The following is a 24983-nucleotide window of genomic DNA, read 5'->3' as shown; positions in this document are numbered from 1 at the left end:
TTGTCCACCGGTCGTAACCGACCGGGAAACCGGTCGTCGGTGCGGCGGCAAAATCGGAACACGGGGCCGGCTTCTGCAGCGGAAGGTTGCGCCACAGCTATCTTTACGATATATCTCGACGAACTTCGCCTTACCAAGGAGCTTGTTCGACCTATGCGCTACATAACCGCCGGTGAATCGCACGGTCCCCAGTTGACCGCCATTATCGAAGGGTTGCCCGCCGGGCTGCCGGTGTCGCCGGAGCAGATCGACCGGCAGCTGGCCCGTCGTCAGCATGGTTACGGCCGGGGTGACCGGATGAAGATCGAGTTGGACCGGGTGGAGCTGTTGTCCGGTGTCCGCTGGGGCAGAACCCTGGGCTCTCCGGTGACCTTGGTGGTGAAGAACCGGGACTGGGCCAACTGGCTGGAGAAGATGTCCCCCCTGGCAGAGCACGACGGCATGGCGGAGGCGGTGACCCGTCCCCGTCCGGGGCATGCCGACCTTTCCGGGGCGATGAAGTACGGTCATCGTGACGTCCGTAACATCCTGGAACGCTCCAGCGCCCGGGAAACTGCGGTGCGGGTGGCGGTGGGAGCGGTGGCCCGCTGCCTGCTGGAAGCCCTCGGCATCCGGATTGGCGGTATGGTGACCGAACTGGGCGGCGTGTGTGCCCGAGTCGCCGCCGAGCCGCTGCCGACGCTCTGGGAGCGGGCGGCTGCTTCGGAGCTGTTCTGTTGCGATGACGAGGCGGAACTTGAGATGAAGCGGCTGATCGACCATGCCAAGGCCAGCGGCGATACCCTGGGTGGCGTGGTGGAGGTGCAGGTGACCGGCCTGCCGCCGGGACTGGGCAGCCATGTGCAGTGGGACCGCAAGCTGGATGCGCGGCTGGCCATGGCGCTGATGAGCATTCAGGCCATCAAGGGGGTTGAGGTGGGGCTGGGGTTCGAGGCGGCCCGCCGCCCCGGATCGCAGGTGCATGATGAAATTGGTTACGATCCGACGGTTCTGGAACGGGGAGTCGTGAGCGGCTACGTCCGGGCCACCAACAACGCCGGCGGCCTGGAGGGGGGGATGACCACCGGCGAACCGCTGATTCTGCGGGCTGCCATGAAGCCGATCCCCACCCTGTACACGCCGCTCAGATCGGTGGACCTGCTGACCCATGAGCCGTACGAGGCGTCGGTGGAGCGCTCCGATACCTGTGCCGTTCCGGCTGCCCTGGTGGTGGCCGAGGCGGTGGTGGCCATCGAGCTGGCCCATGCCGTGCTGGAGAAATTCGGCGGCGACTCCCTTGACGAGATCATCCGCAACCGGGATGGCTATCTGGCCGCGGTAAGGAGTTTTTGATGAACACCTGCATCGTGCTGACCGGCCCCATGGGCAGCGGCAAGACCAGCGTGGGGCGCCTGCTGGCGACACAACTGGGGTATGATTTCGTCGATCTCGATGCGCTGATCGTCGAACTGGAAGGTTCCAGCATCACCGAGGTGTTTGCCCGTGGCGGAGAACAGGCCTTTCGGGAGATGGAGACCGCTGCTCTGGCCACCCTGGGGGACCGGACCCGCATGGTGCTTTCTACCGGCGGCGGGGTGGTGCTGCGGGAGGAAAACCGGCTGCTGCTGCGGATGATCGGTGTGGTGGTCAATCTGACCGCTTCCGCCACCACCCTGGCGCAGCGGCTTGCCCTGACCACCGACCGGCCGCTCCTGGCCGGCAGTGAGTCGCGGGAAGAGCGGATTAGCCGCATCCTGCAGGAACGGGAATCGTTCTACGCCGACGCCGACATTCGGATTGACACTACCGGGAAAACATTGGAAGATGTTGCCGCTGAAATCCGCTGTCGTCTGGCCGAGAAGGCTTCAGGAGCGCCGTGAGAACCGTATCCATCCAGCTGGGTTCCCGCAGTTACGATATCCGAATTGGCAGCGCCCTGCTGTCCGGCACTGGTGCCGCCTGTTCGGCACGTGGTCTGGCGGGGCGGGCGGCCGTTATCAGCAATCCCACCGTTGCTCCCCTCTACGCCGGAACGGTTGTCGCTTCCCTTGCGGCGGCCGGCTTTGCGCCGCTTCTGATCGAGATTCCCGATGGCGAGGAGTTCAAGACCGCCGCCACCCTCGATGATGTGTATGATCGCCTGATCGAGGCCGGTGTCGATCGCCATGATTTCATCGTGGCTCTGGGAGGGGGCGTGGTGGGTGATCTGGCGGGCTTTGCGGCCGCCACCTACCTGCGGGGAATTCCCTTCGTGCAGATTCCCACCACCCTGCTGGCCCAGGTGGACAGCAGTGTCGGCGGCAAGACCGGCATTGACCATCCCCGCGGCAAGAACCTGATCGGCGCCTTTTATCAACCCTCCCTGGTGCTGGCGGACCTGGACACCTTGCGGACTCTTTCCGAGCGCCATTACCGGGCCGGCCTCGCCGAGGTGGTCAAGTACGGCATGGTATTGGACCGCGGCCTGTTTGAACGGCTGGAAGCGGAAACGGAGTTGCTGCTCCGGCGCGACACCGCCCTGCTGGGAGAGGTCGTGGCCTGCTGCTGTCGGCTGAAGGCGTGGGTAGTGGAGCAGGACGAGCACGAATCAGGGCTGCGGGCGGTACTGAATTACGGCCACACCCTGGGACACGCCTTTGAGACCTTGGGGGGGTACCGGAACCTGGTGCATGGTGAGGCGGTTGCCATCGGCATGGCCTGTGCTGCGGAAATATCCCGTGCTGCCGGTTTCTGCACTGCCGGGGAGCGGGACCGTCTCGTCGGCCTGCTTGAACGCCTGGGATTGCCGGTAACCCCGCCGAAAACCGCTACCGACCTGCTGACGGCGGCGCTTGCCGGCGACAAGAAAAACCGTGCCGGAACCCTGAGCTACATCTGCAACCGGGGAATCGGCGGCCATGCCGTGCTGAAGATCACACCGGCCGATCTGGCCGCAGCCTGTTAGACGGGGAGGTGAGGGAAGTCATGGCGTCACTGACCGATGACCTGCAGGAGAGGATCAGGGGGTACCGGAAGCGTCTCGAGGCAGCTCCCGATTCGTACGCTTTTGCTCCCCTTGCCGATCTCTATCTGCAGGCGGGGCAGGGAGAAGAGGCCCTGGCGGCGGCCAGAGACGGTGTCGCCCGCCACCCCGGATTTCTGGCCGGCCGGATGGCTCTGGCACGGGCTTGTCGTCAGCAGCGGCTGTACGATGAGGCTCTGCAGGCCCTTGCCGTGGTCGTGACCGCTACGCCGGAATCACTGGAAGCCCAGCAGATGCGGGTGGAACTCAGCCGTGCGGCCGGCCGGCATGACGAGGCACTGGCGGCCCTGCGAACCATCCTTGAGTTCTATCCTGACGATCTGGGTGTCCGTGCCGAGCTTGCCGCTCTTGAATCCTCGCTCTGGGATACGCCGCCGCTCGTTGATGCTGGCGGGGAGTTGGAGTTGATCGAGCTGTCCGATGACGACGTGATTCCGGAGGAAGCGGACGAGAGTGGCGAGGAGACGCTGGCAGTGCTGGCAAACGCGCCGGTGGTGCGTAAGACCGATCCCTGGATAACGGTCGACCGTTTCGCTCCGGAGCCGGAGGCGTTGTTCGACGGGATCGGCCGGGAGGCTGCTGCCGATGACGAGCTGCCACTGCCGGAGCTTGCTGCCGATGATGACCCGATGATCACGCCGACCGTTGCCGAACTCTATCTTTCCCAGGGGTTCGGCGACCGGGCGCGGGAGATTTACCGGATGCTGCATGTGCGCAATCCGGAAGATGCTGCGGTCGCCGCTCGCCTTGTCGAACTTGAAGGAATGGAGACACCTGACACCGTCGAGGAGGGCGCTGCCGCCGGTACGGCGGCAGCCGCGGACCGGTCAGCCACGAACCGGGAAAAGGTGGTGGTCCTGGAAGGGTGGCTGGAGAATATCCGGAGGGTGCGGACATGTCGCTGAGGGAGCTGCTGGAGTCGCTGATCGGGCGGATTGAGGGTGCCCACGCGATTATGCTGATGGGGCGCGACTGCATCGCCGTCGACGAGGTGCGACGGGATACGGCCGGTTTCGACGTGCAGGCCATGGCAGTGGAATATGCAACCGTGGTCAAGGACATCCGGCGGTCCATCGACGTGGTGGGGGCCGGTGACCTGGAAGAAATGACGGTGACCACCGCCAATGCGGTCATGGTGGTTCGTATCCTGAACGAGGAGTTTTTCGCCGTCATGGTCCTGTCCCGTGACGCCAACCCGGGCAAGGCACGCTTCCTCCTGAGCACCGTTGTCCCTGAACTGATCCGCTCGGTGGAGTAACCTATGCGTGTGCTGGTGCTGCATGGCCCTAACCTCAACCTGCTGGGGCAGCGGGAGCCCGAAATCTACGGAACTCTGACCCTTGCCCAGATCAATGCCGCTCTGGAAAGTCTGGCTGCGGAGCTGGGCTGCAGCGTTGCCTTCTTCCAGTCAAACTGCGAAGGTTCGCTGGTCGATGCCATCCAGGGGGCGCGGGACACCTGTGACGCCATCCTGATCAATCCGGCCGCCTACACCCACACCAGCGTTGCGCTGCGCGATGCCCTGGCAGCCGTGGGGCTCCCTTTTGTTGAAGTACACCTTTCCAACGTTTACCGCCGGGAGGAGTTCCGGCATCACAGTTTTCTGGCTCCCCTGGCCCTGGGCCAGATCAGCGGGTTCGGTCTGGACAGCTACCTGCTGGGATTGCGGGCACTTTTTAATCACAGTGAAAAATAGTTCGGAGGTGCCACCCTTTTTTGGCCGATCTTGTCAATTCAGGTTGAGAGGGTGGTTTTATTTATGCTAAAAAACCGGCGGCAGCTTCTTCGTCCGTTCTTTGAAGAACAGCACCTCGATCTGCTGTTGATCGAGCACCCGGTGAACCTGCGCTACCTCTCCGGCTTCAGCGGCTCCGAAGGCTCACTGCTGCTGACTGCCGATGGTGCGGGCTGGTTTGTCTGCGATTCCCGCTACACGGTGCAGGCGACGGCCGAGGTGGCCGGGCTGACCGTTCTGGAGCGTTCCCGGCGCCACGAAGCGGTGGCGGAACTGGCCGGTTCCGTTGGGGCGCACCGGATCGGCTTTGAAGCTGCCCATACCACCGTCACGGCCCACCGGACCCTGGCGGAGCAGCTGGCCGGCTGTGAACTGCTGCCGATCGGGCCTGAGCTGGAGCGGATTCGCGATCTCAAGGATGCCGGAGAGCTGAAGCTCCTGGAGCAGGTGGCGGCCCTGGCCTCTGCAGCCCTTGAGGCGGTGCTGCCCGGCCTGCGGCCCGGTGTGACCGAGGCGGCGTTCGCTTTAGAGCTTGAGTTCGAGATGCGCCGTCGCGGCGCCGATGCTAGCGGGTTCGATATCATCGTTGCCTCGGGGGAGCGGGGCGCCATGCCCCATGGCCGTGCTTCCGGCAAGGTGATCCGGGCCGGCGAACTGGTTACCATCGACTTCGGTGCCGTGCTGGCCGGCTATCATTCCGACGAGACCGTGACCGTGGCCGTCGGGGAGATCGGCGAGGAACAGCGGCGGGTTTACGAGACGGTGAAAACTGCCCATGACCTGGCCATTGCAGCGGTGAAGCCGGGCATCTCCTGCCGTGATCTTGATGCGGTGGCCCGCGACCATATCGCGGCCCAGGGGTACGGCGACTATTTCGGCCACGGCCTGGGGCACGGGGTGGGGCTGGATATCCACGAGAAGCCGGTGATCTCCCCCCGCAGCGATGCGGTGGTGGCAGAGGGGATGGTCTTCACCATCGAACCGGGGATCTACCTGCCGGGCCGGTGCGGGGTGCGGATCGAGGATACCGTGGCGGTCACCGCCGACGGCTGCCGGCTGTTGACCCGGATCGATAAGGGGCTGAAGAGCCTGTAATCGTTCTGTTGAAAATCATGAAAATGTGGTAGGTAGCGATACCCGATATCAGGAAGGAGTCTGAACATGGAAGTCAAGGATCTGAAGCTGTTGATAAAGATGATTACCGAGACCGATATTACCGAATTTGAAATGGATAACGCCGACGAGAAGATCGTCATCAAGCGGGGGCAGCGGACCGAGATCGTGCAGATGGCCGCCCCTGCTCAGGCCTACTTGCCGGCTGCCGCGCCGCTTGCCGCTGCAGCGGCTCCGGCTGCTCCCGCCGCTGCCGCACCTGCTGCTGCCGCTCCGGCTGCGGAGACCGGCGAGACCATCAACTCCCCCATCGTCGGCACCTTCTACCGTTCCCCCTCGCCGGAGTCCCCGGCCTTTGCTGAAGTCGGCCAAGTGGTTGAAAAGGGACAGGTGCTCTGCCTGGTTGAGGCGATGAAGCTGTTCAACGAGATCGAGGCGGAGTTCAAGTGCAAGATCGTCAAGATCTGCGTCGAGAATGCGCAGCCGGTGGAGTTCGGTCAGCCGCTGTTTGTCATTGAAAAGCTCTAGGAGCGGCCATGTTCCATAAAGTACTCATCGCCAACCGCGGCGAAATTGCCATCCGGGTGATCAGGGCCTGCAAGGAGCTGGGGATCAAGACCGTTGCGGTCTACTCCACGGCCGACGCCGATTCGCTCCATGTCAAGCTGGCCGACGAGTCGGTCTGCATCGGACCGGCCCCCAGCAGCCAGAGCTACCTCAACATCAACGCCATCGTCAGTGCGGCTGAACTGACCGATGCCGAGGCGATCCACCCCGGTTACGGCTTCCTGTCGGAAAATGCCAAGTTTGCCGAAGTCTGCGAACAGTGCGGCATCACCTTCATCGGTCCCTCGGCCGAGAGCATGCGGGTCATGGGGGACAAGATTTCCGCCCGTCAGGCGGTTATTCCCCACGGCGTACCGATCCTGCCCGGCACCAAGGACAACGTGAAAAGCGTTGACGAAGCGGTGAAGATCGCCAAGCAGATCGGTTTTCCGGTGATCATCAAGGCCACCGCCGGCGGCGGCGGTCGCGGCATGAAGATCGTCCACTCCCAGGCGGCCCTGGCCACTGCCTATGCCACCGCCAAGGCCGAAGCCCAGGCCGGTTTCGGCAACCCGGATGTCTACATCGAGAAATACTGCGTGGAACCGCGCCACGTGGAGATCCAGGTGCTGGCGGACAAACACGGCAACTGCATCCACCTGGGGGAGCGGGACTGCTCCATCCAGCGCCGTCACCAGAAGATCATTGAAGAGGCCCCCTGTCCGGTGCTGACGCCGGAACTGCGTGCCGCCATGGGTGCTGCTGCCGTCAAGGCCGCCAAGGCGGTCAACTACAGCAGCGTCGGCACGGTGGAGTTCCTGCTGGACAAGAACGGCGACTTCTACTTCATGGAGATGAACACCCGTATCCAGGTGGAGCATCCGGTGACCGAGATGATCACCGGCGTGGACCTGATCCGGGAGCAGATCCGCTCGGCGGCCGGGCTGCCGCTCCGCTACACCCAGGAGGATATCAAGATCACCGGCCATGCCATCGAGTGCCGGATCAACGCCGAGGACCCGTTCAAGTTCACCCCCTGTCCCGGCAAGATCACCGCCTACCATCAGCCCGGCGGGCTGGGGGTGCGGGTGGATGCCTTCGTGTACGACCAGTACAGCGTGGTGCCCCACTACGACTCCATGATCGGCAAACTGATCGTCCATGCCGAGACTCGCGAGGACGCCATCCGTCGCATGGCCCGGGCCCTGGACGAGTACATCATCGAGGGGATCAAGACCACCATCTTCTTCCACAAGCGGATCATGGCCAACAAGGATTTCATCGAAGGGAATGTCGACACCTCGTTCCTTGAGCGGATCGTACTGGAGTAGTCGATGGATATCCCCGAGGAACTCAAGTATACGCGGGAACACCTCTGGGTGCGGCGTGAGGGGCGCACCGCCGTGGTCGGCATCACCGATTTTGCCCAGGACGCATTGGGTGCCGTTGCCTCCGTGGAGCTGCCCGACGAGGGAGATGAGGTCGAGCAGGAGGATTCCATGGGCTCCGTCGAGGCCCGCAAGACGGTGGCCGAGCTGTATGCGCCGTTCAGCGGCACCGTGACGGAGGTAAACCACGAGCTGCTTGACAACCCGTCCCTGATCAACGATGATCCCTACGACGCTGGTTGGCTGGCCGAAATTTCAGTCGATGATCCCGACGAGCTGAAATCGCTGATGTCGGCGGACGACTACCTGGAGTACATTGAAGACCGGGATGTCTGACGCGGACTGACAGGATTCTCCGAAAGGGCGGGTAACACCGCCCTTTTTCTATAGTGCCGGGAGACGGGGTGAGGGGAATGTCTATGCGACGGATGATGGTGCAGGCAGTAGGTCTGCTGATGCTGGTGAGCGGCGTGGCCCACGGAGCGGACAGGGTGCCGCTGACGTTGTCCGATGCGATCAGGTCGGCTGTCGAGCGGAACCTGGACCTGAAGGCGGAGCTGTACAACCCGGCCATGCAGGAGGCGGAGTATCGCAAAAGCCGTGGCCTGTACAACCCGACCCTCAGCCTGACCACGTCGGTGGGCGAAACGACCTCCTATTCCCTGCTGCAGGCATCCCGCAAACTCTGGTCCCGTTCCGTGCAGCTCAATGCCGGCGTCAGTCAGGTGCTTCCCAGCGGCGCCACGGTTTCGCTCGACTACGAGAACAGCTATCTCTCCTCCGACCAGACCGCCGCCGCCGTCGGCCTGTCCTCCTACTGGGATTCCACGCTGGGGCTGACCCTCAGCCAGCCGCTCCTGAAGAATTTCGGTCGCGAGGCCACGGAACTGACCATCGAAGTGGCCCGGCTCGGCAAGGATGCTACCCTTGAAAAGCTGCAGAGCCGCCTGATGACGTTGGTAACCCAGGTGCGAACCGAATATTTCAAATTGTACAGTTTGCAGCGGGAGCAGGAGGTGGCACGGGTTTCCCTGGAGCTGGCCCGGCGAATCCTGTCCGAGACCCAGGCGCGGGTCGTCGCCGGTGTGTTGCCGGCCATGGAGATACTGAACGCCCAGTACGGGGTGGCTTCGCGGGAGAAAGAACTGATCGATGCGGAGCGGGCGGTGACCGACCAGTCCGACTTGCTGCGTCAACTGGTACAACTGGAGGTGCTCGGCGTGCTTGAGGCGGTGGACCAGCCGCTGACCAGCCGCTATGGCACGTCCGAACAGGAGGAGGTCGGACGTGCCCTGGCCAACCGCCCTGAGTTGAAGGAGCTGCAGCGCAACCGTGACGCCGCCGAGCTACAGGCGCGGGTTGCCGATAACCGTACCCGGCCCGATCTGAACCTGACTGCTTCGGCCGCAGCCTCGGGGCTGGGGGAGAGCTATTCCCGGGACATGGACCGGCTGGGGTCGGGCAACTACCCCGCCTGGGGGGTCGGGTTGACTTTTTCCTATCCCCTGGGTAACAGCGCCGCGGAGAACGAGTATCGCAAGAACCGCCTCAAGAGTGATCAACTCTCGGTACAGATCCGTAACCAGCAGGAGCTGATCGTCAACGAAGTGCGGGCGGCGCTCAGGGCCATTGAGGCCAACTTCAAGCTGCTGGAAGTGGCGGAACGGGGGCGCCGTTTTGCCGAGGAGCGCCTGAACGCCTTTGTGCGCAAGGCTGAGGTGGGGCTGGCAACCACCAAGGATGTGCTGGATGTTGAACACGATCTGGCGACGGCGAAGCAGAACCAGATCAAAGCCCAGGTCGCCTATGACACGGCTGTTACCCAGCTCTGGAAAGCGACCGGGGTGATTCTGGAGCAGCAGCAGGTCCGGATGGTGGCGCCCGATGCCGACCGGCTGTACCGGGACGTTCGTTGATGCTGCGGATCGGCCGGATCGATTACGCCAACGTCACACCGCTCTTCCGGGGGCTTACTACCTGCTTTCCCTGTGAAGGCTACCAGATCGTGTCCGGTGTTCCGGCGGTCTTGAACAGTATGCTGGCAGCCGGAGAGATCGACGTCTGTCCCTCTTCCTCCTTTGCGTACGCCGTTAATGCGGAACGGTATCTGATCCTCCCGGAACTCTCCATCAGCAGCGCCGGGCCGGTTGCCAGCGTGCTGCTCTTTTCCCGCGTCCCCCTTGAGGAGCTGGACGGTCGGACGGTCCTGCTTTCCGCCGAATCGGCAACCTCGGTCAACCTGCTCAAAATCCTGATGAGCAAGCGTTTCGGCTGTCGCTGCACCTTTCGCGTCAGCGACTCCGGGATAGTCGCCGCCCTGGAGGAGGCGCCGGCGATGCTGCTGATCGGTGATGCGGCCCTGCGCTCCTCCCAGGTGGGGCCTGCTCCGTACGTTTACGACCTCGGTTCCCTCTGGTATGACTGGACCGGACTCCCCTTTGTCTTTGCGCTCTGGTTCTGTACCCGGACGGCGGCAGCAGAGCATCGGCAGGAGATGGCTACGCTGGCCGGTCAACTGCTGGTGGCAAAAGAGTACGCCTGCCGGGAGCGGGAACGGATTGCGGCGCAGGCAGAGGAGGCGTCATGGATGGGAAGGGAACGACTGATCGCCTACTGGCGGGATAACATCTCTTACAATCTCGGGAAAAAAGAACTGGATGGACTGCGCTTGTTCTACGCCTATGGGGCAGAACTCGGTCTGCTTTCCGCAGAGCCGGATCTGGTCCTATTCTCTTGACGAGTCTGGTTGCGGCCGGCGCAACGAATGCACGTAATCGTCCAGAATGCGGGCGTGATCGAAGCAGAGCGGCGCAGGCAGGTTGGCAGGGGAAAACAGAGCGAGTTCGGCGGCATCGTCGGCTGCCTGGGGGATACCGGACGCTTCGGCGATGAAAACGGTAGAGATGGTGTGGAAGCGGCTGTCCCGGGCAGGATCGGAGTAGCAGCCCAAAAGACGAAGGTTGCGGATCTCCAGGGAGGTTTCCTCGCGTGCTTCACGAATCGCAGCCTGCTCCAGCGACTCGCCGTAATCGACGAACCCGCCCGGCAGCGCCCAGCCGTGAGGCGGATTCTTGCGCTTGATCAGCACGATGCGCCCCGCACGTTCGATGATGATGTCTACGGTGGGGAAGGGGTTGCGGTAGCGGATAACCGCTGCGCCGCAGGAAGGACAGGCGAGCGTATCGAATGACATGACGTTTGTCCGGGTGCGGAAACGAAACGGGGGGAGCAGGCTCCCCCCGATTGGCTGACACGCTGTCGGAGCGGTTTACTTCTTCTTGCCGCCCTTGCCGCCGGAGGCTTTCTTGGATGCCTTGAGGGGGTTGACCTTGAGGTCTTCGACCTTGAGCTCCACCTTGACGTGGGTGGCGAAGTTGCAGATGCCGTTGGCCCACTTCTTCGACGGTGCCGGATAGGCGCTGCATACCTGACCGATGGTGCCGCTCACGATCCGTTCGCAGCCCTCGCAATTTTCCACGACAATCTGACAGGACCCGTCGGGAAAGACACATCCGCTTTTGGCCATAAAAGTACACTCGGTACCGGGAAGCACGGTTTGACACTGCATTCGCTTCATCCTCCTCAAAGTAACTCTGCCTGAACAGAGTTAAACATTAGCAATTTCAAAAAGAAAAAGTCAATACCAAAAAACGGGACGACTGTCCATACTTTTTGGCGGTTTCCGGTGGCGACGACGGGGGAGGGTGCTTTGACTTGACGGCGTATCAATCGGTGTATTAGTGTCGATAGACCACTGCTGTCCCATTCATTTTCCGGAGGAATGGCATGACCCGAATCGCTTTCGGCACATCCGGCTGGCGCGGCATCCTGTGTGAAGATTTTACCTTCGACAACGTCAAGGTGGTGGTGCAGGCCATTGCGGATCATCTCAAGGAAAACGGTCAGGCCGGCAACGGTGTGATCGTGGGGAGCGACACCCGCTTCATGGGGCGTCGCTTTACCGAGGAAGCGGCCCGGGTGCTGGCCGGAGCCGGTATCAAGGCCTGCCTCTGCGACCGGGATGTGCCGACCCCGGTAATCTCCTTCGAGATTCTGCGCCGGCAGGCCAACGGCGGGATCAATTTCACCGCCAGCCATAATCCGCCGGAGTACAACGGCATCAAGTTTTCCCCCTCCTGGGGCGGCCCGGCGCTGCCGGAAACCACGAAAGATATCGAGCAGCGGGCAAACCGTCTGCTGGGCACCGTCTGCTGGCAGGAGCCGACCCTTGAAGAGGCCGAACGGCAGGGGCTGCTGGAACGGATCGATCCCCGCAGCGCGTATCTGGCCGACCTTGAACGGAAGATCGATTTCGACGCCCTGCAGGGGATCGGCACGCTGGCCCTGAATCCGCTCTACGGCACCAGTCGCGGCTACCTTGAGCCGCCGCTGCAACGGCGGGGCGTGCCCTACCGGATTATCAACGACCACCTTGACCCCTACTTCGGCGGGCAGCCGCCGGAGCCATCCGAAGCGCACATACCCGACTTCATCACCCTGGTGAGGAACGATCCCGCCATCCGTCTCGGTCTTGCCACCGACGGCGACGCCGACCGTTTCGGCATACTCGATGCCGACGGCACCTACATTGAACCCAACTATATCATTGCCCTGCTGCTGGACTACCTGATTCGGGTGCGTAAACTCTCCGGCGGCGTGGCCCGCAGCGTGGCCACGTCCCACTTTGTCGATGCGGTGGCGAAAAAGCACGGCGTGCCGGTTTTTGAGACCCCGGTAGGGTTCAAGTATATCGGCGAGCTGATCTGCCAGGACAAGATCGTCATCGGCGGCGAGGAGAGTGCCGGTCTGACCATCAAGGGGCATGTGCCGGAGAAGGACGGTATCCTGGCCTGCTTCCTGGTGGCGGAAATGGTGGCCCGCGAGGGGAAGACGGTACGGGAGTTGCTTGAGCGCCTCTACGGCGAGGTGGGACGCTTCGTCACCCGGCGCGACAACCTGCGGCTTTCGCCGGAGCTGGAAGCCGCCTATGCCGGCAAGGTTGCCGCGGTGCCCAGGGAGGTTGCCGGCGCAGCGGTAACCGACGTGATCACCGTGGACGGGGTCAAGCTGCTGCTGGCCGACGGTTCCTGGCTGCTCTTCCGCAAGTCCGGCACCGAACCGGTGGTGCGCCTCTACGGCGAGGCATCCGGCGAAGCCCGGCTGAACGACGTGATGGCGGCAGGCAGGCAGTTTATTCTGGGCTGACGGAAACGCCTGTTTTTTGATCAATGACAAACACAACGGTCACCTGATGCGGCAGAGTTGTCAGGGCAGGTGACAGACGAGAAGAAAGGAATCCAAGCGCCATGTGGGACTATACACCAACCGTGAAAGATCACTTCCTGAACCCCAGGAACGTGGGTGAGATACAGGACGCCGATGCTGTGGGGGAAGTGGGCAGCCTGGCCTGCGGCGACGCCCTGAAGCTGTACCTGAAGCTTGACGAGAACAAGGACAAGATCGTTGACGCCAAATTCCAGACCTTTGGCTGCGCCAGCGCCATTGCCTCCTCCTCCGCCCTGACCGAGATGGTCAAGGGGAAGACCCTGGACGAGGCCCTGGCTATCAGCAACCAGGATATCGCCCAGTTCCTGGGGGGGCTGCCGGAGGAGAAGATGCACTGCTCCGTGATGGGGCAGGAGGCGCTGGAGGTGGCTATCTACAAGTATCGCGGCCTGGCGGTGCCGGAGCACGATGCCGAGCATGACCACGGCCATGCCTACCCCGACTATGAAGGAACCCTGGTCTGCAAATGTTTCGGCATCACCGACACCTTCCTGAAGAAGGTGATCGAGACCAACAAGCTGACCACGGCCGAGCAGGTGACCCACTTCACCAAGGCCGGCGGTGCCTGCGGCGGCTGCATCCCCAAAATCAAGGAACTGATCGCCGAGGTGCTGGGTCAGCAGACCGCCCAGCCGCAGGCCCGGACCGGCAAGCTTTCCAACCTGAAGAAGATGCAACTGGTACAGGAGGTGCTGGAGCGGGATATCCGTCCCATGCTGCTGGCCGACGGCGGTGACCTGGAGCTGATGGATATCGAGGGAGATGTGGTGCAGATCGCTTTCCGCAAGGCCTGCGCCGGCTGCGCCTCGTCCGGCAACACCGCCCGCTTCGTGGAGATGAAGCTGCGGGAGCTGGTCCACGACGACCTGCGGGTGCAGGAGGTGCCGGCGTGAAAGAGATTTACCTGGACAACAACGCCACCACCAAGGTGGACGAGGCGGTTTTCGAGGAGATGCGCCCCTATTTCTGCGAACTGTACGGCAATCCCAGTTCCATGCATTTCTTTGGCGGCCAGGTACAGGGGAAGGTGGTGGAGGCCCGCAAACGGGTGGCTGATCTGCTGGGGGCGACGCCGGACGAGATCATCTTCACCGCCTGCGGTACCGAGAGCGACAATGCTGCCATCCGCTCCGCCCTGGAGGTGCTGCCGGACCGCAAGCATATCATCACCAGCCGGGTGGAGCACCCGGCGGTGCTGACCCAGTGCCGTAACCTGCGCACCAAGGGGTACCGGGTAACGGAAATCGGGGTGGACGGTGCCGGCCGTCTGGACATGGACGAGTACAAGCGGGCCATCGACGACGACACCGCCATTGTCTCCTTCATGTGGGCCAACAACGAAACCGGCGTGATCTTTCCGGTGGAGGAGGCTGCCGCCATCGCCAGGGCCAATGGAGCCCTGTTCCACACCGACGCGGTACAGGCAGTGGGTAAAATTCCGATCAATATGGCTGCCTCCCAGGTTGACATGCTGTCCCTGTCCGGTCACAAGCTGCACGCTCCCAAGGGGATCGGCGCCTTGTACCTGCGCAAGGGGACCCCGTTCCGGCCGCTCCTGGTGGGGGGGCATCAGGAGAAAAGCCGCCGGGCCGGCACCGAGAACGCCGCCGCCATCATCGCCCTGGGTAAAGCGTGCCAGTTGGCAGGCGAGTATATGATCGCCGAGAACACCACGGTACGCGCGCAACGTGATCGTCTGGAAACAGCCCTGATGAACGCCATTCCCAATGCCCGCGTCAACGGCGGGGGAGCTGAGCGTCTGCCCAATACCACCTCCATTGCCTTTGAATTTGTTGAAGGTGAGGCGATATTGCTGCTCCTGTCCGAACTGGGTATCTGCGCCTCTTCCGGCAGTGCCTGCACTTCCGGTTCGCTGGAACCTTCACACGTGCTGCGGGCCATGGGCGTACCGTTCACCTGTGCCCATGGGTCGATCCGTTACTCACTGTCCCGGTATACGACGGATGCCGAGGTGGATACGGTCATCAAGGAAATGCCGCCGATTATCGCCCGCCTGCGGCAGATGTCCCCTTTTGGACGGGAGCATCTTGCAGCTTAGGACCTCCGGAGATGACCGGAAACGGCAAAGGCGGGGCGCGAAGCACCCGCCTTTGCCGTTTCCGGGGTGGGGAGCGCATACGTGGCGGCGATGTGGCGGAAGAACAGGGAGAAAAAGAGGGTCGCTGTCAGTGGGCGTCGGAGTCGTCCGGAAACTGGGCGGCGATCTGACGGATGGTCTCGATGTTCTCCAGAAATACCTCCACCAGTTCCGGATCAAAGGCGGTGCCGGCATCCTTGCGCAGTTCCTGCAGTACCTCGGAGGCGTCCCAGGCCTCCTTGTAGCAGCGGCGGTTGGACAGGGCGTCGTAGACGTCGGCAATGGCCACGATCCGGCCGAACAGCGGAATCTCCTCTCCCTTCTTGCCCCGCGGCGAACCGTCTTCCTTCTCGTACCCCGGCAGGGCTTTCAGGGTGGCCAGGCTGATGTGGCCGGGGTAGCCGTTGCCGTCCCAGCGCTCGTGGTGGTTCAGCGCCACGTCGGCGGCCGCTTCGTCCAGTTCGGAATAGAGATCCGGAAACAGCCGGGCGCCGTAGACGGTATGCAGCTTCATCACCTCGTACTCCTCCGGCGTGAAGCGCCCCGGCTTCTTCAGGATGCTGTCCGAGATGGCCACCTTGCCCACATCGTGCAGCATGGCCGCCATCCGCAGGATGTCGCGGGTGCGGTCGACTTCCTCCTGATGAAGCCCCTTGCGGGCGGCCCAACTTTCGTAGAGAGCGACGGAGTAGGCGGCCACCCGGTTGACGTGGGGACCGGTCTCCTTGGGGTCGCGCAGTTCGGCCATCCGGTTCATCCGCAGGATGATTTCGCGGGTCATCTTGGCCCGTTCGATGGCGTTGGCCGCCGTGACGGCGAAATAGCTGATGCCGCTCTCGTCGTTGCTGTCAAAGGGGGTCACCGCCCCGCCGGGGCGTTTGGCGTTGATCAGTTGCAGGACGCCGACGGTTTCCCCCCGCATGCTGGTGAGCGGCAGCACCAGTTGCGAAACGGTGCGGTAGCCGGTCATGGCGTCGAAGGAACGGTTGAAGGAATAGGGCAGGTCGGGATCGAGCTCATAGACGTCGGGAAGGTTGAGCTGGCTGCCGGTGGCGGCCACGTACCCGGCGATGGAGCTGTTGTCCACCGGGATGGTGATGTTGGTGTAGACCGATTTGCGATGCCCCGTTGCGGCGGCATGCAGGGTGTCGTTCTGGGAGTAGCGGGCGTAGAGCCAGCTACCTTCCTTGATGTAGATGGTGCCGGCGTCACAGCCGGTGAAGCCGCGGGCTTCGCTGAGGATTTTCTCCAGCAGGACGTCGACGTCCTTGATTTGAGAGATATCAAGGCCGAAGTTCAGCAGGCTCTGGAGAATGTGGTTGTAATCTTTCATGAATTCACACCTTGAGGGGTACGCTCGCTGCACCGTTTCTATGTATACCCCAAGAGCGAGGATTCGCAAGTCTGGCGGTTGTCCTGTCGGTCAAATTTATCGTTGCCAGCCCGGGGAGGATGCACTACCATGGCCCATCCATTCTCGCAGGGGGGCTGCAATGTTCCGCCCGGTAATTCTGCTCTTCTTCCTTGTCTGCTGTCTGGTGTTTCCCTTCCCTGCGGCGTCCGCCGCCGCCACGCCGCTTGATCCCCGCGAAGAGGCCATGGCCGCCACGCTCGATGTTTGGCGCGACGGGCGCTTCGAACAGCTGTACGATCTTCTGTCCCACCGCAGCGGCATGACCCGGGAGCGGTTCGTCCGCCTGCTCAGGGAAACGGATATTCGGCCGGCCTGCTGTTTCACCAAGCTGCGGGACTTTCGTGTTGTCAACGAAAAGCGTACCACTGCCAAAGTGTTCGCCCGGGTCGGAATGGAGGGCGGTTCTTCCGCCGAGAACAGCCATAGTCGCGAGTTTACCCTGGATCACGAAGAGGGACGCTGGAAGATGCGCCTGAGCGATATCAAAAGTCTTGCCGGCGGTACCGGCAGCAAGCGTAAGCGGTAGCAAGGAGGAATCATGGCGGACCTGGCCGACACCCTGCAGGCTACCCCCCTGAACGCCCGACACCGTGCCCTGGGGGCGCTGATGGCCCCCTTTGGCGGCTGGGAGATGCCGATCCAGTACGAGGGGATCATCGCCGAGCACCGCTGGTGCCGTGAGCAGGCGGCCCTGTTTGATATCTGCCACATGGGAGAATTCGTCTTCCGTGGCGATTTCCAGGCCTTCGGCCTGGAGGAGCTGTTCACCTTTTCCGTGACGACCATTCCGGTGGGGCGTTCCAGGTACGGCTTTCTGCTGAACGAACGGGGCGGGATCATCGACGATCTGATCGTTTTCCGCATTGCCGAGCAGGAAGCGATGATCGTGGTCAACGCCGCCACTGCTCCCAACGATTTCCGGGTGATCGGGAGCCGTCTCGCCGGGGGCGAATTCAGCGACATTTCCGCCATCACCGGCAAAATCGACCTGCAGGGACCCCGTTCCCGCGAGGTGCTGGCCGCCGCCTTCGGCGACCGGATCGCCTCCCTGCCCTACTTCCGCTTCATGCAGACCGATATCCTCGGCACCGGCGCCATTGTCAGCCGCACCGGCTACACCGGCGAACTGGGCTACGAGATCTTCCTGCCCGCCGATCGAGCGACTGAGCTCTGGGACCTGCTGCTGCGGGACGAGCGGGTGAAACCGGCCGGCCTGGGAGCCCGGGACGTGCTGCGGCTGGAGGTGGGCTACTCCCTCTACGGCAACGACCTGGACGAGACCGTCACGCCGCTGGAAGCCGGCCTGGGGATGTTCGTCGACCTGCGGAAGCCGTTCGTCGGCCGGGAGGCGCTCCTGCGGCAGCAGGCGGCCCCCCTGGGGCGAGTCAAGGCGGCCTTCCGAATCAGCTCCCGCCGCACCCCCCGGCACGGCTACGGGATATACCGGGGCGAGGAACGGGTGGGGGAGGTGACCAGCGGCGTCTTCTCGCCCATGCTGGGCTGTGGGATCGGGCTGGGTTTCGTGCCGCCGGCCTGCGCGGTGCCCGGTACTGCGCTGACCATCCGTCAGGAGCGTGCCGCGATGGAGGCGGTTGTCTGCGGATTGCCGTTTTACGACAAGGGGTCGCTTCGACACTGAAAACACCAGAAAAGACCGGAGGAACCGAGATGTCCGCACTTTATTTCACCAAGGAACATGAATGGGCACTGATCGAGGGAAACGTGGCGCGGATCGGCATCAGCGAACATGCGGCCCGTGAACTGGGGGACGTCACCTTTGTGGAACTGCCGGCTGTCGGGAAGGCAGTGAAACAGTCCGAGGTGCTGGCGGCCATCGAGTCGGTCAAAGCGGCCAGCGACATCTACGCACCGGTTTCCGGCACGGTCAGGGCGGTGAACACGGCCCTTGAACAGGCGCCGGAACAGGTGAACGAGTCCGCCGAAGCGGCAGCCTGGATGGTGGAGCTGGAACTGAGCGATCCTGCCGACGTCGGCCGACTGATGACCAGAGAACAGTACGCGGAGTACCTTGCGACCCTGTAGGGGCAAACCGTCTGGGTACCCGGCGAAGCGAGCGATTAGAAGAAGCGTCCCTGCGGGAGATTCTCCATGAGCCATTACTGCCCCCACACCCCGGAGGAAATCCGGGAGATGCTGGCCGCCATCGGCGTCGGCAGCGTTGAGGAACTTTTTGCCCCGATTCCGGCGGAACTGCGGGCCAAGTCTTTCAACCTGCCCCCCGGCATGTCCGAGTTCGAAACCTTTGCGCGGATGCGCCAGATTGCCGCCGACAATGATCAGGAGCTGACGCTCTTCATCGGCGGTGGTTGCTACGACCACCTCATTCCTGCCGTGGTGGACCACCTCTCCGGCCGGGCCGAGTTCTACACCGCCTACACCCCCTATCAGCCGGAATGCTCCCAGGGAACCTTGCAGGCCCTGTTCGAGTACCAGAGCGCCATCTGCCGCCTGACCGGCCTGGAGGTGAGCAACGCCTCATTGTACGACGGCGCCACCGCCCTGGCCGAAGCCGCCATGATGGCCCTGCGGGCCACCAACCGGCACCGCCTGCTGGTGGACGGCTGCATCAGCCCCTTTGCCCGGGCCGTGCTGCGTACCTACCTGGCCAACCTGGCGGTGGACATTGTGGAACTCGCGCCGCTGGACGGGCTGCTGAACCGGGAGGAACTGGCTGCGGAGCTCGATGATCGCGCCGCAGCGCTGCTGGTGCAGTATCCCAACGTCTTCGGCTGCGTGGAGGATTTCGGCGCGGTGGCGACCCAGGTACACGGCGTGGGCGGACTGCTGGTGACGGCGGTCTACCCGGTTGCCCTCGGTATCCTGAAGACCCCGGCGGAAATGGGCGCCGACATCGCTGTGGGGGATGGCCAGTCCCTCGGCAACCCCCTTTCCTTCGGCGGTCCCTCCTTCGGTTTCATCGCCGCGCGGAAGGCGCTCATCCGCAGCATGCCGGGGCGGATCGTGGGAGAGACCGTGGACAGAAACGGCACGCGCGGGTTCGTGCTGACCCTTCAGGCACGGGAGCAGCATATCAAGCGCCACAAGGCCACCTCCAACATCTGCAGCAACCAGTCCCTCTGTGCCCTGCGGGGAATCATCTTCCTCACCGCCGTCGGCAGGTCCGGCCTGGCGGAGTTGGCCCGGCTCAACTACGACAAGGCCGAGTACGCCAAGACACGGCTGGCGGCCATTCCCGGCGTCACGGTGTTGCAGACCGCTCCCACCTTCAACGAGTTCACCGTATCGCTCCCGCAGCCGGCTGCTCCGGTGGTGGCGGCCCTGCTTGAGAAGGGGGTCGCGGCCGGCGTGCCGCTGGGGCCGTACTATGAAGGGTCGGACAATTTGCTGGTGGTGACGGTCACCGAAAAACGCAGCAAGGCTGAGATCGACACCCTGGCCCGCACGCTGAAGGAGGCGCTATGCAGCTGATCTACGAACAGTCGGTTCCGGGACGGCGCGGCGTCAGGCTGCCGGCTTCCGATGTGCCGCCGGCGCCGGAGCTGCCCCCATCGCTGCTCCGGGGCGAACCAGCCGCCCTGCCGGAGGTGTCGGAGCTGGACATGGTGCGGCATTTCACCAACCTGTCCCGCCGTAACTTTTCGGTGGATACCACCTTCTATCCCCTGGGCTCCTGCACCATGAAGTACAACGCCAAGGTGCTGGAAAATGCGGCCAACCTGTTTGCGCCGCTGCATCCGATGACCGCGCTCCTGCCGGGCGGCGAGGCATGCTGCCAGGGGGCGCTGGGGATGCTCTACGACCTGGGGCAACTGCTGGCCGATGTTACCGGCATGGACGAGGTGACCACCCAGCCCCTGGCCGGCGCCCACGGCGAGATGACCGGCATGCTGCTGATCGCCGCCTATCACAGGGCCAGGGGGAACCGGAAACGGTACGTGGTGGTGCCCGACTCCTCCCACGGCACCAACCCGGCATCGGCCGCCATGGTGGGGTACGAGATCATCACCGTGCCGACCGCCCCCTACGGCGACATGGCTATGGAGCTGTTCCGGCAGGCCATGAACGACGAGGTGGCGGCGGTGATGATGACCTGCCCCAACACCCTGGGGCTGTTCAATCCCCATATCCGGGAGATCGCCGACATCGCCCACAGCCATGACGCCCTGATGTACTACGACGGTGCCAACTTAAACGCCATCATGGGCAAGGTTCGCCCCGGGGACGTGGGCTTCGACGTGATCCATGTCAATCTGCACAAGACCTTCGGTACCCCCCACGGCGGCGGCGGTCCCGGCGCCGGGCCGGTGGGGGTGAAAAAGGGGCTGAGCCCTTACCTGCCGATGCCCCGCATCGTGCATGACGAAACAAGCGGGTTCCTGACGCTGGAGCTGGACAATCCCGCCTCCATCGGCCGCACCGCCAATTTCTTCGGCAACTTCAGCGTCATGGCCAAGGCCTACGCCTACCTGATCATGCTGGGGCGGGAGGGACTGATACAGGTTTCGGAGCAGGCGGTGCTGAACGCCAACTACATCAAGGAGCGCTTGAAGCCCTGGTATGAGCTGCCCTTTGATCTGACCTGCATGCACGAGTGCGTCTTTTCCGCCTCACGGCAACTGGCTCACGGCGTGCATGCCATCGACATCGCCAAATTCCTGATCGACCGGGGATATCATCCGCCCACGGTCTACTTTCCGCTGATCGTCAAGGAAGCGATCATGATCGAGCCCACCGAGACCGAGAGCAAGGCGACACTGGACGCCTTCATCGAGACGATGATCGAGGCGGCGCAACTGGCAGAGCGTGATCCGGCGGCCTTCGCCGCCATGCCGGTCACCATGCCGGTTACCCGCCTGGACGAAACCAGGGCTGCCCGCGAGCAGCAGGTCTGCTGCAGCGGTTGACGGCATGGGGACGAACGCGTGCAACTGAATCAGGTCAATCTCTCCTATGTGCCCCGTGAGGATCGGCTGCTGCTGCGGATCAATACCCTGGAAGGGGCGGAATTCCGCTTCTGGCTGACCCGGGCGGTGGTTGCCCGGATGGTGGCCGGTCTTGCGCACTCCGAGGAGGTGCAAATGGGGTCGGAGACACAGCAGTGGACCAACCCGGCCCTGCAGCAGGCCCTGGAACAGTTCGACCGGGAGGTGGCATCGGAGGGTGCGTCCGCTTCCTCCCCGCCATCCTCACCCTTCTGTGCCCGCTTCGAAGCCAAAGCCTCCCACTACCCGCTGGGGCAGCAGCCGCTGCTGGTGGTCAAGGTGGAAATTTCCCCCCGGGATCGTCACGCCGCCCTCACGCTCACCCTTGCCAGCGGCCAGACGCTGAGCATCAACCTCAACGCCGGGATGGTCTCCAGCATCAACCGGCTGCTCTGCGATATTCTCAAGGGGGCGGACTGGAACCTGACGCACTGCGCCGTGCGGCGCCCGGCCCTCAGGATGGCCGGAACGGAAACGCAGCATTGAGCTCCGCCGTCTCCCGCCCGCCCTGGCGTCTCATTATGGGGCCGCCACTCTCCGGTGCCGAGAACATGGCCATTGATGAGGCACTGTTGCGTCACTTCGATCCCGCCACCTCCTGGCCGGTGTTCCGGCTGTACGGCTGGCACCCCGCAGCCCTTTCCCTGGGACGTTTCCAGCCGATCGGGGAGATTGACACGGAGCACTGCCGCCGGCACGCCATCGCGGTGGTGCGGCGGATGACCGGGGGCGGGGCGCTGTTCCATGCCGACGAACTGACCTACAGCCTGGTCTGCTCGCCGGAGCAGATTCCCGCCACCTCCTCCATCAAGGACTCCTTCCGGGTGCTGACCGCTTTCCTGCTGGCCTTCTACCGCAGCCTGGGGTTCATGGCCGGCTACGCTGGCGACGACATGCCGGGGGAGAGGGGGCGGTTGCGGCGGACCCCCTTTTGTTTTGCCGGCCGGGAAAGCTACGACATCCTGATCGGTGGTCGAAAAATCGGCGGCAATGCCCAACGCCGTCTGCGGCAGGTGATCTTCCAGCACGGTTCCATTCCCCGGGGGGATCGCCTCGCCGAGGGAGCGGCCTGCCTGCGGCAGGTGCCGACTGATATCGCCGGTCAGGCCACCTGCCTGGTCCGCGAGGGTAGGAGAGAAGGGGAGGAGCAGCTCGGGGCGCGGCTTCTGGACTGCTTCCGGCACACGTTGGGCGTTCACCTGGCCGAGGGGCGGCTGCTGCCGGAGGAGCGGGCCACCGCCGCGCGGCTGCTGGAGGAAAAATACCGCAACCCGGCCTGGAACCTGGACGGCAGGGAACCATGAAGATCGAGCGCAAGCCGCACTGGTTGCGTAAAAAAGCCAACGTGGCCGAACAGGCGCCGATGCGCCGGCTTCTGGGGGAGCTGGGGCTGAACACGGTCTGCCAGCAGGCACTCTGTCCCAACATCGCCGAGTGTTTCGGCTGCGGCCAGGCCACCTTCCTGATCCTGGGCAGGGACTGTACCCGGCAGTGCAGCTTCTGCAACGTGGAGAAGAACCGCGTACCGCAGCCTCCCGATCCGGATGAGCCGCAGCGGCTGGCCGAGGCGGTGCGGCGCCTGGCGCTCTCCCATGTGGTGATCACCAGCCCCACCCGCGACGACCTGCCGGACGGCGGCGCTGCTCACTATGCCGCCGCGGTGCGGGCGGTACGCGACATTTCCCCCGCTACGACGGTGGAGCTGCTGGTTCCCGACTTCCGGGGAGACTGGTCGGCCCTGGCGGCTGTCATGGCCGCTGCCCCCGATATCCTGGCCCACAACCTGGAAACCGTGCCCCGCCTCTACGGGGTCCGCTGCGGTGCCGACTACCGGCGCTCCCTGGAGCTGCTGCGCCGGGTCAGCGAGGGCTGGCCCGCTGTTCCGGCAAAATCCGGCATCATGCTGGGGCTGGGAGAAACGGAGCAGGAGGTCGCGGAGCTGCTGGCCGACCTGCGCTCGACAGGCTGCCGCTACCTGAGTATCGGTCAGTATCTGGCCCCCAGCCGCCGCCATCAGCCGGTGGCGGCCTACCTGCCGCCGGAACGGTTCGACGACCTGCGGGAGCAGGCCCTCGCACTGGGCTTCAGTCATGTGGAGTCCGGCCCCTACGTGCGCAGCTCCTACCATGCTGCTCAGTACCGAAGTGACCGTCCCGGATCGGAACCATCTCCATGCTGACCGCCGAAAACCAACCGATGTACCGCTTTCTCGCCGTGCTCACCGCCGCCTCCATGGTGGGGCTGCAGGGGTACACCATTCTGTTCAACAACTACGCCGTGGAAACGGTGAACTTGGACGGGTTCCAGGTGGGACTGACCCAGTCGATCCGGGAGGTCCCCGGCTTCCTGGCCCTCACCGCCATCTACGTCATGCTGGTGATCCGGGAACACCGCCTGGCGGCCCTCTCCATCATCCTACTGGGGGGTGGGGTGGCGCTCACCGGCCTGTTTCCCACCTTCGGGGGGGTGGCGCTCACCACGCTGATCATGAGCTTCGGCTTCCACTACTACGAAACCGTCAACCAGTCCCTGACCCTGCAGTATTTCTCCACCCACCATTCGCCGCTGGTGATGGGCAGGCTGCGCAGCCTGGCGGCAGTGAGCAGCATCATCTCCGCCGTCCTGATCTGGCTGATGGGGTTTGTGCTGGACTACCGGGGCATGTTCCTGGCGGTGGGCGTGGTGGTCATGCTGGGGGGACTCTGGGCCACGTTCCGGGACCCCACCCACGAGAACGTACCGCCGCAGAAGCTGCGCATGTTCCTGAAGCGGCGCTACTGGCTCTACTACGCCCTGACCTTTCTGTCCGGCGCCCGGCGCCAGATCTACATGGTCTTTTCCATGTTCCTGCTGGTCAAGGTATTTCACTTCTCGGTGCAGGCCATCACCGTGCTGTTCATCATCAACAACCTGATCAACTGGCTGATCAACCCGATGATCGGCCGGGCCATCAACGCCTTCGGCGAGCGTACGCTCTGCACCGTCGAGTACGCCGGGGTCATCGCCGTCTTTCTCACCTACGCCTGGTCCTCCTCCAAGTGGGTGGTGGCCGGGATGTACATCCTGGACTACATCCTCTTCAATTTCGCCGTGGCGATCCGCACCTACTTCCAGAAGATCGCCGAGCCGGGGGACATCGCCCCCACCTCTGCCGTGGGGTTCACCATCAACCATATCGCGGCGGTCTTCCTGCCGGCCCTGGGGGGCTACCTCTGGATGCTGGACTACCGGATTCCGTTCCTGATGGGGGCCGTCCTGGGGCTAGTCTCCCTGGTGCTGGCGCAGTTCATCAGGATTCCGGTTCCACGGGGGACAGAGGCAGCCGCCGGCTGAACAACCGTCATTTTTTCGTTTCCGGTGCTGAAGGGCCCGCCGGGATCGGGTATACTGACGACATCACAGTGCCGGATGCCGGTCAGCCGGATTCCGGAGTACGAT

At 63.5% G+C, this 24983-nt stretch carries 27 protein-coding genes; 24 read left to right on the top strand and 3 right to left on the bottom strand.

The genetic code is table 11. From position 1 onward, the window contains the following. Positions 1–153 precede the first annotated feature (153 nt). The 12 genes from aroC (at position 154) to RAK07_RS11265 (ending at position 10520) form a co-directional block, all read left to right on the top strand. Positions 154–1332 (top strand): chorismate synthase, encoded by a 1179-nt coding sequence (aroC, locus tag RAK07_RS11320; protein ID WP_305732942.1) that lies wholly within the window; start codon positions 154–156, stop codon positions 1330–1332. After that, entirely contained in the window at positions 1332–1859 is a 528-nt protein-coding gene (locus RAK07_RS11315) for a shikimate kinase (protein ID WP_305732941.1), read from the top strand. The genes aroC and RAK07_RS11315 overlap by 1 nt, the downstream gene beginning before the upstream one ends. Next, positions 1856–2923 (top strand): 3-dehydroquinate synthase, encoded by a 1068-nt coding sequence (aroB, locus tag RAK07_RS11310; RefSeq protein ID WP_305732940.1) that lies wholly within the window; start codon positions 1856–1858, stop codon positions 2921–2923. Before RAK07_RS11315 ends, aroB begins: the two co-directional genes overlap by 4 nt. 20 nt (positions 2924–2943) lie before the next feature. Then, positions 2944–3906, top strand: coding sequence for a tetratricopeptide repeat protein (locus RAK07_RS11305; protein WP_305732939.1), 963 nt, complete (start codon positions 2944–2946; stop codon positions 3904–3906). Continuing rightward, positions 3897–4259 carry a roadblock/LC7 domain-containing protein gene (locus RAK07_RS11300; protein WP_305732938.1) on the top strand — a complete coding sequence of 121 codons (363 nt, stop codon included), beginning with the start codon at positions 3897–3899 and terminating at the stop codon, positions 4257–4259. The genes RAK07_RS11305 and RAK07_RS11300 overlap by 10 nt, the downstream gene beginning before the upstream one ends. Before the next feature lie 3 nt (positions 4260–4262). Further along, complete coding sequence (aroQ, locus tag RAK07_RS11295; protein WP_305732937.1) at positions 4263–4697, top strand: type II 3-dehydroquinate dehydratase; 435 nt, start codon at positions 4263–4265, stop codon at positions 4695–4697. A 63-nt stretch (positions 4698–4760) separates the two neighbouring features. Beyond that, entirely contained in the window at positions 4761–5831 is a 1071-nt protein-coding gene (locus tag RAK07_RS11290; RefSeq protein WP_305732936.1) for a M24 family metallopeptidase, read from the top strand. Positions 5832–5897: 66 nt separating this feature from the next. Beyond that, positions 5898–6377 carry an acetyl-CoA carboxylase biotin carboxyl carrier protein gene (accB, locus tag RAK07_RS11285; protein WP_305732935.1) on the top strand — a complete coding sequence of 160 codons (480 nt, stop codon included), beginning with the start codon at positions 5898–5900 and terminating at the stop codon, positions 6375–6377. Between the two features lie 8 nt (positions 6378–6385). Next, positions 6386–7726 carry an acetyl-CoA carboxylase biotin carboxylase subunit gene (gene accC / locus RAK07_RS11280; protein ID WP_305732934.1) on the top strand — a complete coding sequence of 447 codons (1341 nt, stop codon included), beginning with the start codon at positions 6386–6388 and terminating at the stop codon, positions 7724–7726. A 3-nt stretch (positions 7727–7729) separates the two neighbouring features. Further along, complete coding sequence (gene gcvH / locus RAK07_RS11275) at positions 7730–8119, top strand: glycine cleavage system protein GcvH (protein ID WP_305732933.1); 390 nt, start codon at positions 7730–7732, stop codon at positions 8117–8119. Positions 8120–8196: 77 nt separating this feature from the next. Continuing rightward, the gene (locus tag RAK07_RS11270) at positions 8197–9699 is read left to right on the top strand and encodes a TolC family protein (protein WP_305732932.1); all 1503 of its coding nucleotides are present in this window, start codon (positions 8197–8199) and stop codon (positions 9697–9699) included. Then, a complete protein-coding gene (locus RAK07_RS11265) occupies positions 9699–10520 on the top strand; it encodes a menaquinone biosynthetic enzyme MqnA/MqnD family protein (RefSeq protein WP_305732931.1) in 822 nt (273 codons plus the stop codon). Before RAK07_RS11270 ends, RAK07_RS11265 begins: the two co-directional genes overlap by 1 nt. Here RAK07_RS11265 and RAK07_RS11260 read toward each other — a convergent pair. Together RAK07_RS11260 and RAK07_RS11255 are read right to left on the bottom strand one after the other, a co-directional pair. Continuing rightward, positions 10509–10976 (bottom strand): NUDIX domain-containing protein, encoded by a 468-nt coding sequence (locus RAK07_RS11260; RefSeq protein WP_305732930.1) that lies wholly within the window; start codon positions 10974–10976, stop codon positions 10509–10511. The genes RAK07_RS11265 and RAK07_RS11260 overlap by 12 nt on opposite strands. Positions 10977–11051: 75 nt before the next feature. Continuing rightward, entirely contained in the window at positions 11052–11351 is a 300-nt protein-coding gene (locus tag RAK07_RS11255; protein WP_305732929.1) for a PxxKW family cysteine-rich protein, read from the bottom strand. A gap of 218 nt (positions 11352–11569) precedes the next feature. On the opposite strand from RAK07_RS11255, the gene RAK07_RS11250 reads away from it, so the two are divergent. The 3 genes from RAK07_RS11250 (at position 11570) to nifS (ending at position 15128) form a co-directional block, all read left to right on the top strand. Beyond that, a complete protein-coding gene (locus RAK07_RS11250) occupies positions 11570–12988 on the top strand; it encodes a phosphoglucomutase/phosphomannomutase family protein (protein ID WP_305732928.1) in 1419 nt (472 codons plus the stop codon). A 101-nt stretch (positions 12989–13089) separates the two neighbouring features. Next, positions 13090–13962, top strand: a complete 873-nt coding sequence (gene nifU / locus RAK07_RS11245; protein ID WP_305732927.1) for a Fe-S cluster assembly protein NifU — start codon at positions 13090–13092, stop codon at positions 13960–13962. Beyond that, positions 13959–15128: a cysteine desulfurase NifS gene (nifS, locus tag RAK07_RS11240; protein WP_305732926.1), complete on the top strand. Its 1170-nt coding sequence runs from the start codon at positions 13959–13961 to the stop codon at positions 15126–15128. Before nifU ends, nifS begins: the two co-directional genes overlap by 4 nt. A gap of 127 nt (positions 15129–15255) precedes the next feature. Here the strand turns inward: nifS and RAK07_RS11235 are convergent, their stop codons facing one another. Continuing rightward, positions 15256–16500: a GAF and HD-GYP domain-containing protein gene (locus RAK07_RS11235; RefSeq protein ID WP_305732925.1), complete on the bottom strand. Its 1245-nt coding sequence runs from the start codon at positions 16498–16500 to the stop codon at positions 15256–15258. Between the two features lie 160 nt (positions 16501–16660). Here RAK07_RS11235 and RAK07_RS11230 point away from each other — a divergent pair, with 160 nt between their 5' ends. From RAK07_RS11230 to RAK07_RS11190, 9 genes are all read left to right on the top strand, one after another. Continuing rightward, entirely contained in the window at positions 16661–17107 is a 447-nt protein-coding gene (locus RAK07_RS11230; protein ID WP_305732924.1) for a hypothetical protein, read from the top strand. 12 nt (positions 17108–17119) lie between these two features. After that, entirely contained in the window at positions 17120–18220 is a 1101-nt protein-coding gene (gcvT, locus tag RAK07_RS11225; protein ID WP_305732923.1) for a glycine cleavage system aminomethyltransferase GcvT, read from the top strand. A 29-nt stretch (positions 18221–18249) separates the two neighbouring features. After that, positions 18250–18624, top strand: a complete 375-nt coding sequence (gcvH, locus tag RAK07_RS11220) for a glycine cleavage system protein GcvH (protein WP_305732922.1) — start codon at positions 18250–18252, stop codon at positions 18622–18624. A 66-nt stretch (positions 18625–18690) separates the two neighbouring features. Next, positions 18691–20031, top strand: a complete 1341-nt coding sequence (gcvPA, locus tag RAK07_RS11215) for an aminomethyl-transferring glycine dehydrogenase subunit GcvPA (RefSeq protein ID WP_305732921.1) — start codon at positions 18691–18693, stop codon at positions 20029–20031. Further along, on the top strand, positions 20022–21467 hold the full coding sequence (gcvPB, locus tag RAK07_RS11210) for an aminomethyl-transferring glycine dehydrogenase subunit GcvPB (RefSeq protein WP_305732920.1): 1446 nt from the start codon (positions 20022–20024) through the stop codon (positions 21465–21467). Before gcvPA ends, gcvPB begins: the two co-directional genes overlap by 10 nt. 18 nt (positions 21468–21485) lie before the next feature. Continuing rightward, a complete protein-coding gene (locus RAK07_RS11205; RefSeq protein WP_305732919.1) occupies positions 21486–22031 on the top strand; it encodes a hypothetical protein in 546 nt (181 codons plus the stop codon). 65 nt (positions 22032–22096) lie between these two features. After that, entirely contained in the window at positions 22097–22849 is a 753-nt protein-coding gene (locus RAK07_RS11200) for a lipoate--protein ligase family protein (RefSeq protein WP_305732918.1), read from the top strand. Further along, positions 22846–23724, top strand: coding sequence for a lipoyl synthase (gene lipA / locus RAK07_RS11195; protein WP_305732917.1), 879 nt, complete (start codon positions 22846–22848; stop codon positions 23722–23724). The genes RAK07_RS11200 and lipA overlap by 4 nt, the downstream gene beginning before the upstream one ends. Continuing rightward, complete coding sequence (locus RAK07_RS11190) at positions 23718–24878, top strand: MFS transporter (protein WP_305732916.1); 1161 nt, start codon at positions 23718–23720, stop codon at positions 24876–24878. Before lipA ends, RAK07_RS11190 begins: the two co-directional genes overlap by 7 nt. The last annotated feature ends 105 nt before the right edge of the window (positions 24879–24983 follow it).

Origin of the sequence: Trichlorobacter ammonificans (assembly GCF_933509905.1) — a bacterium.
Lineage (GTDB): Bacteria > Desulfobacterota > Desulfuromonadia > Geobacterales > Pseudopelobacteraceae > Trichlorobacter > Trichlorobacter ammonificans.
This window is presented reverse-complemented; position numbering and strand designations above follow the sequence as displayed.